This is a genomic window from Cryobacterium sp. TMS1-20-1, assembly GCF_004402355.1.
Classification (GTDB): Bacteria; Actinomycetota; Actinomycetes; order Actinomycetales; family Microbacteriaceae; genus Cryobacterium; species Cryobacterium levicorallinum.
In genome coordinates this window covers 13237-29202 of the sequence record NZ_SOGF01000027.1, presented here as the reverse complement: position 1 = coordinate 29202, position 15966 = coordinate 13237, and the positions used below count along the sequence as shown (strand labels likewise).

Genomic DNA, 15966 nt, shown 5'->3' with positions numbered 1-15966 from the left:
GCGCGGCCGGCCCGGCGCGCGAGCCACAATTGGGCGCCCGTGCAGCACAGCAGCGCGCAATGTTCGCTGGGAGGCGCAACACCCGGTCAAAAGCCGACGCTAGAGCTCGTCGTCGGGGATCGTGGCGGGATCGGGCACGATGGGTGCATCGTGCCCGTGCACGGCTGCGAACCGATCCCATTCGTCCATGAGGTGCTGCACGGCCGTGTGCAGGCGCTCCGTTGCGACGCCGGGGGTGGTGTCGCCGAAATAGCGCTGCACCCAGCCCTGCAGTCGTTCGACCGCCGCGCCATCGTGGGTGAGCCGGTCGACGGCGGCGACGATGTCCATGGCCGCCTCGGCGGGCAGCCACTCACAGTCTGAGAGGTACCCGCTCGTGTCGATCACGGCCGTCGGGTTCACGGGGCGGGTGATAATGAGTGGCTTGCCGGTGGCAAGACGGTCGTACACCATCGCCGAAATGTCGACGATGGCGACGTCAGCGGCGGCCAACTGCCAGCCCAGGTCTGGGCCGGAATCGTAGACGTGCTGCGCGCGCGGATCGCGGGCGTTCGCCGCGGCGATGGCGCTGATGATGGTCTTATTGGCAGCACCGTAGAGGTGGTCGACAACGCCGCTGCGCGGGTGCGGACGATAGATGACCCGATGCGTTCCGGTGGCCAGCAAGGCGCTGACCAGCGCGACCCCGTGGGTGGCGACGGAGCCATAGGCGGCGGCGGCCCGATCGCCCTCCCAGGTGGGGGCGTAGAGCACCACCTGGCGGTCGTCGCGCGTGTACGGCAGTTCGCCGCTGAAATAGTCGGCCTGCGGGCGCCCGATTTTGATGGCGCGCTTGTCGAAGTCGTAGTCCCAGAGCACCCGGTCCAGTCGGGCCAGCGCGGCGTCCCCGGCGACGAAGGAGTAGTCGTAGGCCTTGAACTGGTTGGTGATCATATACATCTTGTCGCTCTCACCGTGGTTGATGAAAACGTGCCAGCAGCGCCCGTAGCGCATCATCTGAAAGTTGCGCGGGTTCTGGTTGACATAGAACACGATGCGGATGTCCTGCTCGGCGACGATCCGCTCGAGCTGCGGCACCGTGCGCGCGTAGGCGACCGGAACCGGCGACTCGTCCATGAGCTTGAGGGTGCCGCCGCCGGTGCGGCTGAGCACAAGCACCGGCCAGGTCTTGGCGAGGGTGGCGAGCGGCCGGTACCACTGCCGCATCTGGTACATGTTGACCGGCCCGTCAGCAAAGTAGACAGCGATCTTGAAGTGGTTGTCCTCGCGTATTTCCCGCGATTTCAGCGGGCCGCGCAGCGCGTGTTGCGCCTTGCGGGATGCCACAACATCCTTGACCAGCTTGACGGCACGCCTGACATCTTTCCGAATTACCACCGCACCAGCCTACCGTCCCTCAGATAATCGGCGGTCGCCCGGCGACGGTCATGCGCCAGATCGTGCGTGCTCGAAGCGGATGCCGCGGCCCCGGATCGCTGCGCCAGCCCTCGCGCCAGCCGCCGAACCAGGCGCGCAGGGCCGGCCGGTTGTTCGGGGCCCAGCGCAGCACCTGAATTGCCGTCCAGGCGCCGACATAGAGCGGCACCAACAGGGCTGGCAGGTTGCGACGGGCGAGCCAAACCCGATTGCGGGCATTCAGGCGATAATAGTCGGCGTGCCGGGTCTGCAGGATCACCGGATGGTTGGCCACGAGGTCGCCGGCATACCAGGCGACCCGGCCCTGGTCCCAGACCCGCCAGGCCAGTTCGATGCCCTCGTGGGCGTAGAAGAACGGCTCGGCCCAGCCGCCGGTCGCGTCGAAGACGGCCCGCGGCAGCACCACGGCGCCCTCCCAGACCGAGAACACCGGTCCGGGCGTGGTGGCCTCGCCCTTGCGGATGCGCGGAATCCACCGCCGGGGCGATTCGACGCCGGTCGGGTCCTCGACCCGCGGCTGCAGCAGGCCGATCGTGGGGTCGGCGCGCAGCTTGCCGATCGCGTTGATCAGAAAGTTCGGGTCGGGAATGCTCGCATCGTCGTCGAGAAAAAACAGGTAGTCCCCGGCGACGAGCGACACCCCGCGATTGCGTCCGGCCGGAATGCCGAGGTTCGTCGGCAGCCCGAGCGATGGCACGCCGGCGGGCAAGCCGGTCGGCTGCCAGCCGTTGCCGACACAGATTACGTCGAGGGTAACCCCCTGCTGGGCCAGCACCGAGCGGATTCCGCGGTCGAGGTCCACCGGCCGGGTGCCCTGGGTGAGCACCACGACACCGACCGTCGGGGTGCCGGAGCCAAAGCTAGGAACGGACACGCTTGGACGCCATAATGGCCACGAAATGGCCGATGAGCGACAGAAATGCGAGCGGAACCAGGATGCTCAGCACGGCCCGGTCGACGATCGGCTGACCGAGGAACAGCCCGATCAGGGCCGCAGCGAAGATGACCATGGTCAACTCGACGGAGTGGTATAGCCGGTGGAACGGCACAAAGCGGGCCAAGCGGCGCACCCGGGCGATCAGGCTCGACGTTGGCGTCTTCTCACCGTGGGTATCAGCGAGCTTGGTTAAGCCGGCGTTGGCGCGGGCGACGTGCACCATGTCGTTGAGCGCTTTGTTCAGCACGATGATCAGGGCGAGCAGCAGCGCGAGGCTGGTCCAGAGAAAATCCTCGGGCGACTCGAACGGGTACGCGGCTGCCCTAAAGCCGAGGGCAATGGGAATGAGCGACTCGGTGGAATAGTGCCCGACCTTGTCGAGAAACACCCCCGCGGGTGAGGACGTGCCGCGCCAGCGGGCGACTTCACCGTCGCAGCAATCGATCAGCATCTGCACCTGGCTGAGGGCGAGGGCCAGCAGTGCGCCCCAGATTCCGGGAATCAGCAGCGCTGCGGCGGTCGACCAGCCAGCCAGGATCATCAGAGCGGTCACACCGTTGGCGGAGATGCGGGTTTTCAGCAGCATCCAGGTCAGGTACGGCGACAGGTCGCGCAGGTACAGGCTTGCCGTCCAGTGCTCAGCGTTGGCACGCAGGCGCACCTCCGGCGGCTGGGCGACGGCTCGGAGCTGGGCGATCGACTCCGGTCGGGCCGGCCGGTTGGGAGAGATGTGGGGCGAACTGGTCATCTGCTCACCTTCCCGTGTGTGCCGTGATGTTGCTGGTGAGCTTGAGATATCCGAGGACGAAGCCGATTCCCCAGCAGAAGTGAATGCACGGCAAGACTACGAGAAAGTGCAGTCCTGCACGAAATCCGTCTGGTCGGGCCGCCGCGAGAGTCGCGGCGACGACGATGAGCAGGTACCCGGCCGGAATAATCAGGCCGAGGATCAGCCACGGCGTTGCGCCGAGAGTCAGCTGCAGGAGCCCCCCGAGGCCGAGGAGCACTCCGAGAGTCACACCGAGCACCATGGCCGGCGGCACGAAATAACGGATGCCGTTGGCCGCCGGGTAGCGCCGCGCGAGTTCTCCGCGCCACAGCCCGGTCGACAGCATCTGCCGCGCCAATTGGGCCAGGGTCGGCCGGGGCCGGTAGAGCACCCGCAGCTTCGGCGTGAACCAGACCAGGCCACCGGCCTCGCGCAGCCGACGGTTGAGGTCCCAGTCCTGGCCGCGTTTCACACCCTCGTCGAAGAGACCGACTTCGAGGATGCTCTGGGTGCGAAAACAGCCCAGGTAGACCGTTTCGGCGGCCCCTTCCGCTCCGCCCACGTGGTGCGGTGTGCCGCCGAGGCCGATGCGGGTGCCGTAGGCACGGGCTACGGCCCGTTCAAAGGCGCTGATTCCGCGAGCATCCATGATGCCGCCGACGTTGTCGGCGCCGGTGCGTTCGAGCGTTTCAACCGCGACGCGGGCGTACTCGGGGGGCAACACCGAGTGAGCGTCCACGCGAATGACGACCGCATATTGGGACGCGCGAATGGCCGTGTTCAGGCCGGCCGGAGTCGACCCCACTTCGTTGGCCACGACACGAATGCGAGCATCTACGGCGGCCATTTCCTCGACCAGTTCGGTCGTTCCGTCGATGCTCGGTCCGAGTGCCAGGGTGACCTCGAACGGTCCTTGATAGTCCTGCCCCAGCAGGCTCTCGACTGCAGCTCGCACGTGTGTCGCCTCGTTCAGCACGGGCATCACGTACGAGACCCCGGGCAGAAATCCCGTACTACCTTGGTGCACCTGGCTGGCCAGCTTTCCGATAAGGGGGTAGGACGATCGAGCCTACCAGCCCGGCAATTCGCCACGCACCGACGTTCCGTCACCCACCTGCCGACGAACACATCGCGTCGCCGGCGAGCCGGCGACGCGATGTGCAGGGAAGGAGCGGGGCTTAGCTGGTGAGCTCGCCGACCGTGACCGAGACGGTGAACGACTTGCCGTCTCGCACATAGGTGAGGTCAGCGGTTCCACCGGCGGGGAGTACCCGCACCTGGGCGGTGAGGTCGATCGCGTCGGTGATCGGCACACCGTTGAAGTTGGTGATCACGTCGTCGGCTTGCAGGCCGGCCTGTTCGGCCGCACCACCGGAGCTGGCTTCGACGATGAGGGCGCCCACCGTGCTGCTGGTCGAGCTCGATGCGTCTCTGACGCTCGCACCGAGCAGGCCGTGCGTGGCCGTTCCATTGGCGATGATCTCATCGGAGATGCGCTGAGCGAAGTTCGACGGGATCGAGAATCCCACGCCGATGCTTCCGGCCGCCGACGACGCGGTCGTGCTGCCGGCACTAGCGATGGCCACGTTGATGCCGATCAGCTCACCGGCGTCATTCAGCAGGGCTCCACCGGAGTTACCGGGGTTGATGGCGGCATCCGTTTGAATCACGGGGAGGGAGATGCTCGCGGTGGCACCCTGGGAGCCCTGCGACTGTTCGCCGTTCTGGTTGGGGAAGTCGAAGAAGAACGGGTTCTGGCTGTCGCCCTCGTCGGGTACCGTCTGGTCGGGCGAGCTCGGTGCGGCCGAGCTTGCGACGGTGATGCTGCGGTTGAGGGCGCTGACGATGCCGTCAGTGACCGTGCCGGACAGGCCGAGGGGGGCGCCGATGGCGATGGCGCTGTCGCCGACGTTGAGCTCGGAGGAGTCACCCCAGGTGATCGGGGTCAGGCCGCTGGCGTCGGTCAGTTTGATGACGGCGAGGTCGGAGATGGGGTCGGTGCCGACGAGCGTAGCGGTGTACAGCTTCCCGTCGTTGCTCTTGACCTCGATAGTGACGTCCGAGGCGGCCCCGTCGAGCGTGACGACATGGGTGTTGGTGAGCACGTAGCCGTCTTCGGTGAGGATGACCCCGGAGCCGGTACCGCCCGAGGAGCCATTGGCGACATCGATGGTCACGACGCTCGGCGAGGCCTTCGCGGCCACGGCGGTGATCTGATTGACGCTCGTGGAGTCATTGACCACGACGTTGCTCGGGCCGGAGGCTTCGCTGACCCGGACTCCGTTGCTCTGATTGCTCATCATCAGGGCGGTGATGCCGGCACCGGATGATCCGCCGACCAGGGCGCCGATGGCGAGGGCGGCGATGAGCGCGACGCTGCCCTTGCGGCGACCGGATTCCTTGGTCTTGCCGGCCGTGAACGGCTGCCCGGGGTAGGAATTAGCGGTGGCGTAGTCCTGCGGGGCGACGCTGGGGGCGTAGGCAGAGGCTGTGGCGGTCTCGACGGGGCGACCGAAGGCATCCGTCGGGTAAGTGGAGGTCGGGTTCGCGGCCGGGTAACCGGTCTCAGTCGCGGCAGGCTGGGTCGGTGCGTTGACGACCGGCACTGCGGGCTCGGAATTCGTCGACGGGGCGGTCGGGGCCGAGGGTGCACCCGGCGCTTCGGTGGGTGGCACCGGCGGTACCGTGGGCGGAGTAGCCTCGCCGGACTCATTCACGGCAAATGCTGCTGCATCATCAGCCGGATCGGGGGTGGTGCCAGAATCTTTATTGTTGTCGGTCATCGGGTGCTCCTTCCAAGCATTGCCAGCTTTGCGCCCGAACCTGAACGTTCGGTATGTACGGCCTGAGAGCATTCAATGATCAAGCCGAGACCTTGCCGAGGCGATAGCTTGGAGCCTATGCAGGACTCTTTCGACACAGAACATACCCCGATCGTCTCGGGTGCCTGGCGACGCACAGCCCGCGGGGCCGGGCTCCTCGCGGAAGACGGCAGCGTTGCAGCGAGTATATTCGCCGAGATGAGCGCGCTCGCCACGCGCACCGGTGCCATCAATCTCGGACAGGGCTTTCCGGATGAAGACGGACCGGCCGAGGTTCTCGAGGCCGCCCGCCAGGCGATCAGCGACGGGGTGAACCAATATCCGCCTGGGCGCGGCCATCCGGTCCTCCTCGAGGCGATTGCCCGGCACCAGCAGCGGTTCTACGGGCTGACGCTCGACCCCGGCAGTGAGATTCTGGTCACGGCCGGGGCAACCGAGGCGCTTGCGGCGACCATTCTGGCGCTGATCGAACCGGGTGACGAGGTCGTGACCTTCGAGCCGTTCTACGATGCCTACGGCGGACTGATCGGCCTGGGTGGCGGCATCCATCGAACGGTTCCGCTGCGTGCTCCCGACTTCCAGCCCGACCTCGACGCCCTTCGCGCCGCCGTGACTGATCGCACCCGACTGATCATCGTGAACGATCCGCACAACCCGACCGGCGCGATATTTCCCCGGGAGACTTTGGAGCTGATTGTCGAGCTCGCGCACCAGCACGACGCGTTGATCGTCACGGATGAGGTTTACGAACACCTCACGTTCGGGGCGCCGCATATTCCGATCGCGACGCTGCCGGGGGCGTGGGAGCGCACGGTCACCATTTCATCCGGGGGCAAGACGTTCAGCCTGACCGGCTGGAAGGTGGGGTGGCTGAGTGCGCCCGCCAAAATCGTGACCGCCATTCTCGCGGTCAAGCAGTTTCTCACCTATGTCAACGCGGCGCCGTTTCAGCCGGCCATCGCGGTGGGGCTCGACCTGCCGGACGCGTATTTTGCGCACATCGCCGCCGAGATGAAAGGCAAGCGCGATGTCCTGGCCACGGGGCTTCGCACGGCCGGATTCGCCATCAGCGTGCCGCAGGGCTCGTATTTCATCGTGGCGGACGCCACACCGCTCGGTTTCACCGAAGGTGCCGACCTCTGCCGCCGGCTCCCCGAACTCGCCGGGGTGGTAGCGGTGCCGGTTGCGGCGTTCTGCTCCCCCGCGCACCGGGCCGAATATGCGCCGCTCGTGCGGTTCGCCTACTGCAAGAAGGTCGGCCTGCTCGAGCAAGCCTCGGCGCAGTTGGCCGCATTTAACCCACGCTAAGTTTCGCGAGAGCGCAAAAAGTGCCCGATTGAGAGTGTCAATCGGGCACTTTTTGCGCTCTCGCGGGGTAGTTAGGAAGCCAGGGCGGGGTAGTCGGTGTAGCCGCGGGCGCCGTCGGCGTAGTAGGTGAGCGGGTTGGGCTCGTTGACCGGCAGGTCCTCCTGCCAGCGACGCAGCAGGTCAGGGTTCGCGATGGCCGCGCGACCGACCACGACGGCGTCCGCGACGTCGTCACGAACCAGGGCGAGGGCTTCGTCGCGCGAGGTGATCACGCCGAATCCGCTGTTCACCAGGAAGTTGCCACCGAAGCGCGCCCGCAGGTGTTGCACGAACTCTCCGGCCGGGTCGGCGTGCAGCACGCTCAGGTAAGCCAGGCCCAGCGGGGCGATCCCGCCGAGGAGGGCGCCATAGGTGGCCGCGAGGTCGTCGGCATCCGTTTCGAGGGCATCCTGAATGTTGTGCTCGGGCGAGATGCGCAGGCCCACCTTGCCGGCACCGATCGCCGCGGCGACCGCCGTGACAACGTCGATCACGAAACGGGCACGATTCTCCGGCGACCCGCCGAAGGAGTCGCCCCGCACGTTGGAGGCCGGCGAGAGGAATTCGTGCAGCAGGTAGCCGTTGGCGCCGTGCAGCTCCACGCCGTCGAATCCGGCCGCGATGGCGTTCTTCGACGCGCGCACGAAGTCCTCGATAATGCCGGGCAACTCCTCGGCGGTCAGTGCGTGGGGCACGGGAAAGTCCTGCTTGCCGTCGTAGGTGCGGGTACTTCCGGTGATGGCGATCGCGCTGGGCCCAACGACGCGGTAGCCGCCGGTGGTGGCTTCGTGCGTGACCCGACCGGCGTGCATGACCTGGGCGACGATGCGTCCGCCGGCGGCGTGCACGGAGTCGGTCACGGCCTGCCAGCCGGCGAGCTGCTCCGGTTCAACCAGACCGGGCTGGCCGGGAAAGCCCTGGCCGGCGTGGCTCGGGTAAGTGCCCTCGCTCACGATCAGGCCGAGTGTGGCTCGCTGCGTGTAGTGCAGGGCCACCAGCTCGCCGGGGACCCCAGACTGGCCAGAACGGATGCGGGTCAGCGGCGCCATCACGAGGCGGTTGGGCAGCTGCAGGTCGCCGAGGGTCAGCGGGGAAAAGAGGTTCACGGGTACTTCTTTCTGAAAATAACGAGTCAGCCGGTCAGTCAGATCGACAGGTTCAGGGAGGACGGGCGAGCGGTCGTCGCTCTTCGCCCGTAGGCGGCAACGGCCGCGGCGCACTCGATATTCCTGCCTGTTAATTGGCTCAACGCGTGCGCTTCCTGCGCGTTGAGATTTCGTGCCCCATCTTTGTCAGGGCTGGGAGCAATCCGGCGCGGTCTGCGCACCGAACTATGCACATGAGCATCTTGATGACCCGACCAACGAGCAGAAGCCTCTCCGTCGCGACCGCCCTTGATACTCCGGGGCCGCGGCCGAAGCCCGGCCCGCGCCCAGCGCAACCCGTGCCGGCACCGATCCCCGAGCCGGCCGCCCAGCCCCGACCGGCACCCCCGGCGACCGTGCTGGGCTACAGCCCCTTCGCGCTCGACCCGGATGCGCGTCATTTTGGGCTGACGACCAGTTCGATGCGGCTGCGCGGCGGCACCGTCGTCGTGCGGCACGGGCGCCGCACGACCAGCCAGACCGCGACCATTCTGCTGCACGGTGCTGCCGGATCCTGGACGACCTGGACGCCCCTGCTGCAGGCGGCCCACGCCACCGAACGTGATCTGCCCGATCTGATCATTCCCGACCTGCCAGGATGGGGCGACTCGCCGCTTCCCGCGGATGAAGCAAGCCTGACCGTCGAGTCGATGGCCGAGACAGTCGCCGAGGTGGCGCGCGCCCTCGGCTATGAGCGCTGGAACGTCGTGGGTCATTCCATGGGAGGGTTCATCGCGTTGCAGCTGGCGGCGAGCGAGACGCGGGCGACAGCATCCGTCGGTCTGGTCTCGGCCACGTCGTTTTCAATCCAGGACAGCGTGCGCTACCCGATTCGCCACTTCTTCGTGTTGCCGGCGTTCACCACGCTGCTGCTGACGATGCGGATGCTGCGGCGGGGCGGCAGCGCCAGCCGTAGCCTGATCACGGCCCTAGCCCGACTGAATCTACTGCGCGGCCTCGTTGCGCCGCTGTTTCGCCGCCCCGGAATCATCGACGGGACCGTGGTCGCCGCGATCGGAACCGAACTGCGTCCAGCCGGGTTCGTGCTGGCCGCTGTCCGCGCCGGCGCCTACGACGCAACCCGGCGGTGGGCTCAGATCGTGTGCCCGGTGCGCGCCGTGCACGGTGACGACGACGTGTTCGTCACTGCGGCCGACGACGCGAAGCTGCGCGAGGTTGTGCCCCAGTGCGTGATCAGTACGATTGCGGGAGCCGGGCACTTCGGTCAGATCGAACGCCCGCTCGAAGTGCTGCTCCGGCTCGAATTCGCCGCTCCGCTGCCGGTCGACCCCGCCACAACGTGACAATGCGCTGGGCACTTGCTGAACTGCTTGTATTTGTCCCCCCAACGGAGGACAGTGAGGACCATTACCCGGTTCCACGTAAAAGTGCAGGCCTCGCTTTCAATCGTTCCGGCTCCAGTGTTTCAACACCCTTCGCTTCTCGCTGAGGGCAGCACGACCGACCGAAAGTAGCACTCATGGGCTCGCTTACATATGATCGAGTCGTCGTAGAATTCGAAGACCGAATGTTGGCACATCTGCAACTCGTGATCGTTCAGAAGCTGCGCCACGGGGAGAGTTTTCTGCTCTCCTGGCGCGATACCCCCGTGATCGGCGACGGGCGGAGTTCGGCCTGGCTGAACCCGGCAATTCCGCTCTATTTCAAGTTCGCCGGTGACCACGCCCCGACCATCAATCCGAACTGGGTCGCTCAACTCACGCGTTCGGCGAACAGTTCCCAGGGGCTCGTCGTGACCGCCGAAGAGAGTGCGGCCGTCGACGCCACCCACACACCCAAGATTGAACCGGCCATCGGCATTCGGGCGGCCGCCCAGACCCGCGCGACCAAGGCGAGCGTCAGCGAACGCTAGCCGGGTCAGCTCCATCAGAATCAGCGCGGCACGACGGCGAACCGGCGCAGCGCCAGGGCCGGGTTGATCGCGCGCACCGTTGCAACGCGGGCCGGTTCCAGAAAGGCGATCGCGACATCCACTGCCTCACCAAGACTCACCAACGCGACGCCCATCGGGTCGATGATCAGGCTCGTACCCACGCCGATCGGCGGCGTGTGATCGGCGGCGGCTACGAACACGGTGTTCTCGAGCGCCCGGGCCGTCAGCAGCGTGCGCCAATGGTGCTCCTTGAGGGGACCGCGCACCCACTCGGCCGGCACCAGCACCAGGGTCGCTCCGGCATCGACGAGGCGACGGGTTACTTCGGGAAAGCGAACATCGTAACAGGTCTGCAGGCCCACCCGCAGTCCACCGACCTCGAAGATCTCGGGATCGTCGATGTCCCCCGGCAGCACCCAGTCGGATTCGCGATCGCCGAAGGCGTCGTAGAGGTGCAGTTTGCGATAGCTCGCGACGAGGCGTCCGGTCGGATCGACGGCGACGAGGGTGTTCGAAAACCGGGCCGGGTCCTCCGTCGTCTCGAGCATGCCGGCCACAATGTGGATGCCCAGCTCGGCTGCGAGCGCGGCGAGCGCCGTCCCGAACGGGCCATCGAGCGGCTCCGCGGCGGCCACGAAGGCCGGCCCGAGTTTGGGCTCGAAGAAGGCCGAGTACTCCGGGAACACGACCAGGTGGGCACCACGCCGGGCTGCGGTCGTGGCCAGCTGGCGAATCACGGCCCGGTTCTGCGCTTTATCGGTCCCCGGCGCGAACTGGGCGACGGCAACGCCCACCGCGGCTGGCTGGTCTGGCTGCGCTGTTGGGCTCATGGCGAAAGCCTAGCTGGCGGCCGATGCCGACACCGTGGGGCAAAAGGATTGGTCTTTGCAGCAAATTCGGGGCGTTTCGATGGCTACCGTTAACAATTGCTGGGTAGGTTGACCGGGTGACCTCCGCTATCGCGCCTCATCCCCTGGCTTCTCGCGCGCTGGCCCGACCCGATTTCACCCTCCGGTCAACCGGATGGTCAGCCTTTCTCGTGGGTCTCGTCGCCTTCGTCGTGTCGGTCGCCTGGTCCTGGCAGCCGTCGTACTGGGGCGATGAAGCGGCCAGTGTGATGTCCGCCGAGCGCTCACTGCCCTCACTGTTCCTGATGCTCGGCAACATCGATGCGGTGCACGGCGCCTACTACCTGTTTCTGCACGGCTGGATTGACCTGTTCGGCGCCTCCGAGTTCTCCACCCGGCTGCCGAGCGCGATCGCGATCGGCGCTGCCGCCGCCGGCACCGTCGTTCTGGCCGAAAAATTCATCTCCCGCCCGGCCGCGATCGGCGCCGGCCTGATCTTCGCCGTGCTGCCCCGGGTGACCTACATGGGGTCTGAGGCGCGATCGACGGCGATCGCGACGGCGATCGCCGTGTGGCTGACCGTGCTGCTGGTGCTCGCGGTGCGCAGCCGCACCGCGAGTCGCCGACGGCAGATCGCCCTGTGGGGTGGCTACTCCCTGCTGCTCGCATTGGGAATGTACGTGTTCCTTTACCTGGCCCTGCTGCTTCCGGTACATGCCGTGGCGGTCGTGGCGCTGGCCCGCCGGCATCCGCTTCGCCGACCCACTGCCCGACTCTGGTGGAGCCTGGCACTCTGGCTGGGGGCAAGCCTGCTCGGGCTGCTGCTGGCCCTGCCCATTCTGCTCGCGGGCTCAGCCCAGCGGGAGCAGATCGCGTTCATCGGCCGCCGCCCAAGGGTCACCGTCTCGGAAGCCGCGGTCATGCAGTGGTTCGACACCGTTCCGGTCGCGATCATGGCCTGGGCGCTCATTATCGTGGCCGTAATGGCCGTATTTTTTCGGCTCCGCGGCACGCACTATCAGGCTGGTCTGCCCAGCCGCGGTGCGCTGAGCATTTTCCTGGCCTGGATGCTGCTGCCGAGCGGCATCCTCTTGATCGGCAACGAGTTAGTCACCCCCATGTACTCGACGCGCTACCTGTCGATCTGTGCCCCGGCGGTGGCCATCGTGATCGCCGTGGGGGTGGCCGCTCTGGCCAATAATTGGCTGCGCGCCGCAAGCGTTGCCCTGCTCGTGGCCACCATCGTGCCCGTCTACACCGTGCAACGCGGTGAATTCGGCAAGAACGAGGGCAGCGACTGGCGTCAGGTGGCGGCCGTGCTGGCCGCCGAGGCACTGCCCGGCGACGGCGTCGTCTTCGACCAGAGCGTGCGCCCGTCGCGCATTCCGCGGCTGGCCATGCACCTCTACCCCGAGGCGTTCGCCGGCCTGCACGACGTGACATTGACCCGTGCCTACAGCGACACGGCCTGGCTCTGGGACGAAGTAGCCCCGCTGCCCGACGCGCTTCCGGCCGTAGCGAACCTCAACACGGTCTGGCTGCTGCAATACTCGGGGAGTGCGGACTGGCGGCAAGAAACGGATGTCCGCACGCTGCAACTGCAAGGATTCCGCGTCGCCGAGACGACGCTGGTCAACCGCACCATCATTATTGAAATGACGAGGTAAGCCAGTGCCCCTGAACTCCGCAGCCACCACGCTGGTCATCATTCCCACCTACAACGAGGCCGAGAACGTGGCCAGCATTGTTGGACGCGTTCGCTCGAGCGTCCCCGCGGCGCACATTTTGGTCGTCGACGACGCCTCCCCCGACGGCACCGGCAGCCTCGCCGATCAGCTTGCCGTCTCGGATTCGGCCGTACACGTTCTGCATCGCACCGACAAGACCGGCCTCGGCGCCGCCTACCTCGAGGGTTTCGGCTGGGCTCTCAGCCACGGCTATACCCAGCTTGTGCAACTCGACGCCGATGGATCCCACCGGCCGGAGCAACTCGCCAGTCTGCTGACCGCGGCCGAAACGGCCGACGTGGTGCTGGGATCGCGCTGGGTACCGGGTGGGGCCATCGAGAATTGGCCCTGGCATCGACGCGCTCTCTCCCGCGGCGGGTCCTTCTACTCCCGGATACTGCTGCGACTGCCCCAACGCGACGCCACCGGCGGTTATCGGGTGTATTCGGCCCGCGCCCTGTCACGCATGGACCTCTCCAGCGTCGACAGCCTTGGCTACTGCTTTCAGATCGAGATGCTGCTGCACGCCGTGCGCGCCGACCTGCGCGTCGTCGAGGTGCCAATCACCTTTGTCGAGCGGGTGCGCGGGTCGTCGAAGATGAGCCCGCGCATCGCGATCGAGGCGATGGCCCGGGTGACGCTCTGGGGTGTGACAGGCATGGGCATCAGCCGGGCCGGCGCGCGCGCAGCTGCCGCAGCCCGCGGGGCCTGACTCCCAACGAATTTCGTTGCGGACCTCTGTCCGCAACAACAACGGACGACCGCCGTGGATGAGTTGTGCCAGCCGGACAACGACGGGTTTTCGTCACATTCGGGTGTTTGAGTCAGTTTGACTATATGATGGATCCAGCAGTTAGAGTCAATTAGACCTTTACGACTGGATCCCCGTGCTGGAGCATTCCGTACAGACACCCCCGATCGCGCAGCCGAGCCCGCTCGCCGTCGGAGACGCCGGGGCGAGCGCTGCGCGGTCAGGCGCTGCGGGGTCAAGCGCTGCGGGGTCAAGCCTGGCCGTGTCGACCGTGATCTTCGCCCTGCGCCCCGACGACGAGTCCGGGCTCAAGACCCTGTGGCTGCCCCTCGTTCGGCGCACCCGCGACCCCCACCGGGACCTCTGGGCGCTGCCGGGCGGATGGCTGCCGGCCAACGAAGAACTTGCCGCAGCCGCAGCCCGCACCCTGCGCGAGACCACTGAGCTGTCGCCGCGCTACCTCGAGCAGCTGTACACCTTCGGCGATATCGACCGCTCCCCCGGGCTGCGCGTGGTCTCCGTCGTGTACTGGGCGCTGGTGCGCTCGGAGGTCGCGGAACGGGCATCCGTTGGTGAAAACGTGCGCTGGTTTGCGGCCGACCAACTGCCGCCGCTGGCGTTTGACCACAACCGCATCGTGGAATACGCGCTCTGGCGGCTGCGCACCAAGGTCGAATACGCCCGCATCGCGCACGCCTTTCTCGGTGACACGTTCACCCTCGCCCAGTTGCGCGAGGTACACGAGGCCGTGCTGCAGAAAGCACTCGACCCGGCCAATTTTCGGCGATCGATGGAGTCGAGCGGCACCCTGATCAGCACCGATCAGCACGTGGCCGGTGCCCGGCATCGACCGGCGCGGCTCTACCGCTATGACGATCGCGCCAGCGAGCACGACCCGCCGGGGCCGACGCTCTAACCTCCTTCTCACTTCCCATCACTTCCCATCACTTCCCTAGGAGCACGACCATGACTATTCCCTCGGTCGAGACCACCATTCGTCTCATCGGCACCGGCAAAGCCGCCGGCAGCACGTGCAGCCCCGACCTGGCAACAGATCCGTGGGAATTCGACACCCGAGCCCCGGGCTACGGCCCCGGATCGTCGATGGGTGACGTGATTCCGGCCGGCTCTCCCCGTCAGGGCGCACTGCCCGAGCGCTACCGCACTGCCTCGCCGGAGGAACTCAGCGCCCGCATCGTCGAGGCCAAGAACGTGCTCGGCGACTCGGTCGTCATTCTCGGACACTTCTACCAGCGCGATGAGGTGCTGCGGCACGCCGATTTCGTCGGCGACAGCTTTCAGCTCGCCCAGGCCACCCAGAGCCGCCCCGACGCCGCCGCGATCGTGTTCTGTGGCGTGCACTTCATGGCCGAAACCGCCGACCTGCTCTCCGGGCCCGACCAGGCCGTGATTCTGCCGAACCTGGCGGCCGGCTGCTCGATGGCCGACATGGCCGACATCGACTCGGTCACCGAGTGTTGGGAACAGCTGGAAGACCTCTACGGCACCGAAGCGGATGCCTCCGGCCGGGTTCCGGTAATTCCGGTCACCTACATGAATTCCTCCGCCGCACTCAAGGGCTTCTGCGGCGAGCACGGCGGCATCGTCTGCACCTCGTCGAACGCCACGGCCGTGCTGGAGTGGGCCTTCGAACGCGGCCAGCGCGTATTGTTCTTCCCCGACCAGCACCTCGGCCGCAATACCGCCAAGGCGATGGGGGTGCCGCTCGACCAAATGCCGATGTGGAACCCGACCAAGCCGCTCGGCGGCAACACGGCCGAGCAACTCGACACCGCCCGCGTCGTGCTCTGGCACGGTTTCTGCAGCGTGCACCGCCGCTTCACCGTGCCGCAGATCGACGCCGCCCGCGCCGAGCACCCCGGCGTGCAAGTTATCGTGCACCCGGAATGCCCGATGGCAGTCGTCGACGCCGCCGACTCGGCCGGATCCACCGACTTCATCGCCAAGGCCATCGCCGCAGCTCCGGCCGGTACAACCTTCGCCATCGGCACCGAGATCAACCTCGTGAACCGGCTCGCCGCCCAGCACCCCGAGCACAAGATATTCTGCCTCGACCCGGTGATCTGCCCCTGCTCGACCATGTACCGCATCCACGCCGGCTATCTGGCCTGGGTGCTCGAGGCGCTCGTCGGTGGCGGTGAGGCGCCGGGCCAGGTCCTCAACCAGATCACGGTGTCGGCCGATGTCGCCGTACACGCGCGCGTCGCCCTCGAGCGGATGCTGGCGGCCCGACCGCCGGCATCCGTTGCGCCCACTGCTTTGCCGGACTCACACCTGGTCGGCGCCTGA

At 66.8% G+C, this 15966-nt stretch carries 14 protein-coding genes; 7 read left to right on the top strand and 7 right to left on the bottom strand.

Going from position 1 to position 15966, the window contains the following annotated elements:
* Positions 1-99: 99 nt before the first annotated feature.
* The 5 genes from E3O45_RS06575 to E3O45_RS06555 all read right to left on the bottom strand — a co-directional run bounded on the left by E3O45_RS06575 (position 100) and on the right by E3O45_RS06555 (position 5905).
* The gene (locus E3O45_RS06575) at positions 100-1377 is read right to left on the bottom strand and encodes a CDP-glycerol glycerophosphotransferase family protein (RefSeq protein WP_134442672.1); all 1278 of its coding nucleotides are present in this window, start codon (positions 1375-1377) and stop codon (positions 100-102) included.
* A 19-nt stretch (positions 1378-1396) separates the two neighbouring features.
* Entirely contained in the window at positions 1397-2290 is an 894-nt protein-coding gene (locus E3O45_RS06570; RefSeq protein WP_134442671.1) for a glycosyltransferase family 2 protein, read from the bottom strand.
* On the bottom strand, positions 2277-3101 hold the full coding sequence (locus tag E3O45_RS06565; protein ID WP_134442670.1) for a CDP-alcohol phosphatidyltransferase family protein: 825 nt from the start codon (positions 3099-3101) through the stop codon (positions 2277-2279). Before E3O45_RS06565 ends, E3O45_RS06570 begins: the two co-directional genes overlap by 14 nt.
* A 4-nt stretch (positions 3102-3105) precedes the next feature.
* Positions 3106-4161 carry a glycosyltransferase family 2 protein gene (locus E3O45_RS06560; protein WP_370450328.1) on the bottom strand — a complete coding sequence of 352 codons (1056 nt, stop codon included), beginning with the start codon at positions 4159-4161 and terminating at the stop codon, positions 3106-3108.
* 139 nt (positions 4162-4300) lie between these two features.
* Entirely contained in the window at positions 4301-5905 is a 1605-nt protein-coding gene (locus tag E3O45_RS06555; protein ID WP_134442669.1) for a S1C family serine protease, read from the bottom strand.
* 117 nt (positions 5906-6022) lie between these two features.
* On the opposite strand from E3O45_RS06555, the gene E3O45_RS06550 reads away from it, so the two are divergent.
* A complete protein-coding gene (locus tag E3O45_RS06550; RefSeq protein ID WP_134442668.1) occupies positions 6023-7252 on the top strand; it encodes an aminotransferase class I/II-fold pyridoxal phosphate-dependent enzyme in 1230 nt (409 codons plus the stop codon).
* Between the two features lie 71 nt (positions 7253-7323).
* Here the strand turns inward: E3O45_RS06550 and E3O45_RS06545 are convergent, their stop codons facing one another.
* A complete protein-coding gene (locus E3O45_RS06545; RefSeq protein ID WP_134442667.1) occupies positions 7324-8397 on the bottom strand; it encodes an alkene reductase in 1074 nt (357 codons plus the stop codon).
* A 233-nt stretch (positions 8398-8630) separates the two neighbouring features.
* Here E3O45_RS06545 and E3O45_RS06540 point away from each other — a divergent pair, with 233 nt between their 5' ends.
* Both E3O45_RS06540 and E3O45_RS06535 read left to right on the top strand, forming a co-directional pair.
* On the top strand, positions 8631-9740 hold the full coding sequence (locus tag E3O45_RS06540) for an alpha/beta fold hydrolase (protein WP_134442666.1): 1110 nt from the start codon (positions 8631-8633) through the stop codon (positions 9738-9740).
* Positions 9741-9964: 224 nt separating this feature from the next.
* Complete coding sequence (locus E3O45_RS06535; protein ID WP_370450322.1) at positions 9965-10309, top strand: ATP-dependent DNA ligase; 345 nt, start codon at positions 9965-9967, stop codon at positions 10307-10309.
* A 20-nt stretch (positions 10310-10329) separates the two neighbouring features.
* On the opposite strand, the gene E3O45_RS06530 is transcribed toward E3O45_RS06535, so the two are convergent.
* Positions 10330-11160, bottom strand: a complete 831-nt coding sequence (locus E3O45_RS06530) for a carbon-nitrogen hydrolase family protein (protein ID WP_134442665.1) — start codon at positions 11158-11160, stop codon at positions 10330-10332.
* Positions 11161-11276: 116 nt separating this feature from the next.
* Here E3O45_RS06530 and E3O45_RS06525 point away from each other — a divergent pair, with 116 nt between their 5' ends.
* From E3O45_RS06525 to nadA, 4 genes are all read left to right on the top strand, one after another.
* The gene (locus E3O45_RS06525; protein ID WP_134442664.1) at positions 11277-12845 is read left to right on the top strand and encodes a glycosyltransferase family 39 protein; all 1569 of its coding nucleotides are present in this window, start codon (positions 11277-11279) and stop codon (positions 12843-12845) included.
* A 4-nt stretch (positions 12846-12849) separates the two neighbouring features.
* Positions 12850-13617 carry a polyprenol monophosphomannose synthase gene (locus E3O45_RS06520; protein ID WP_134442663.1) on the top strand — a complete coding sequence of 256 codons (768 nt, stop codon included), beginning with the start codon at positions 12850-12852 and terminating at the stop codon, positions 13615-13617.
* 295 nt (positions 13618-13912) lie between these two features.
* Positions 13913-14572: an NUDIX domain-containing protein gene (locus tag E3O45_RS06515; protein ID WP_174843060.1), complete on the top strand. Its 660-nt coding sequence runs from the start codon at positions 13913-13915 to the stop codon at positions 14570-14572.
* Positions 14573-14622: 50 nt separating this feature from the next.
* Positions 14623-15966 carry a quinolinate synthase NadA gene (gene nadA / locus E3O45_RS06510; RefSeq protein WP_134442662.1) on the top strand — a complete coding sequence of 448 codons (1344 nt, stop codon included), beginning with the start codon at positions 14623-14625 and terminating at the stop codon, positions 15964-15966.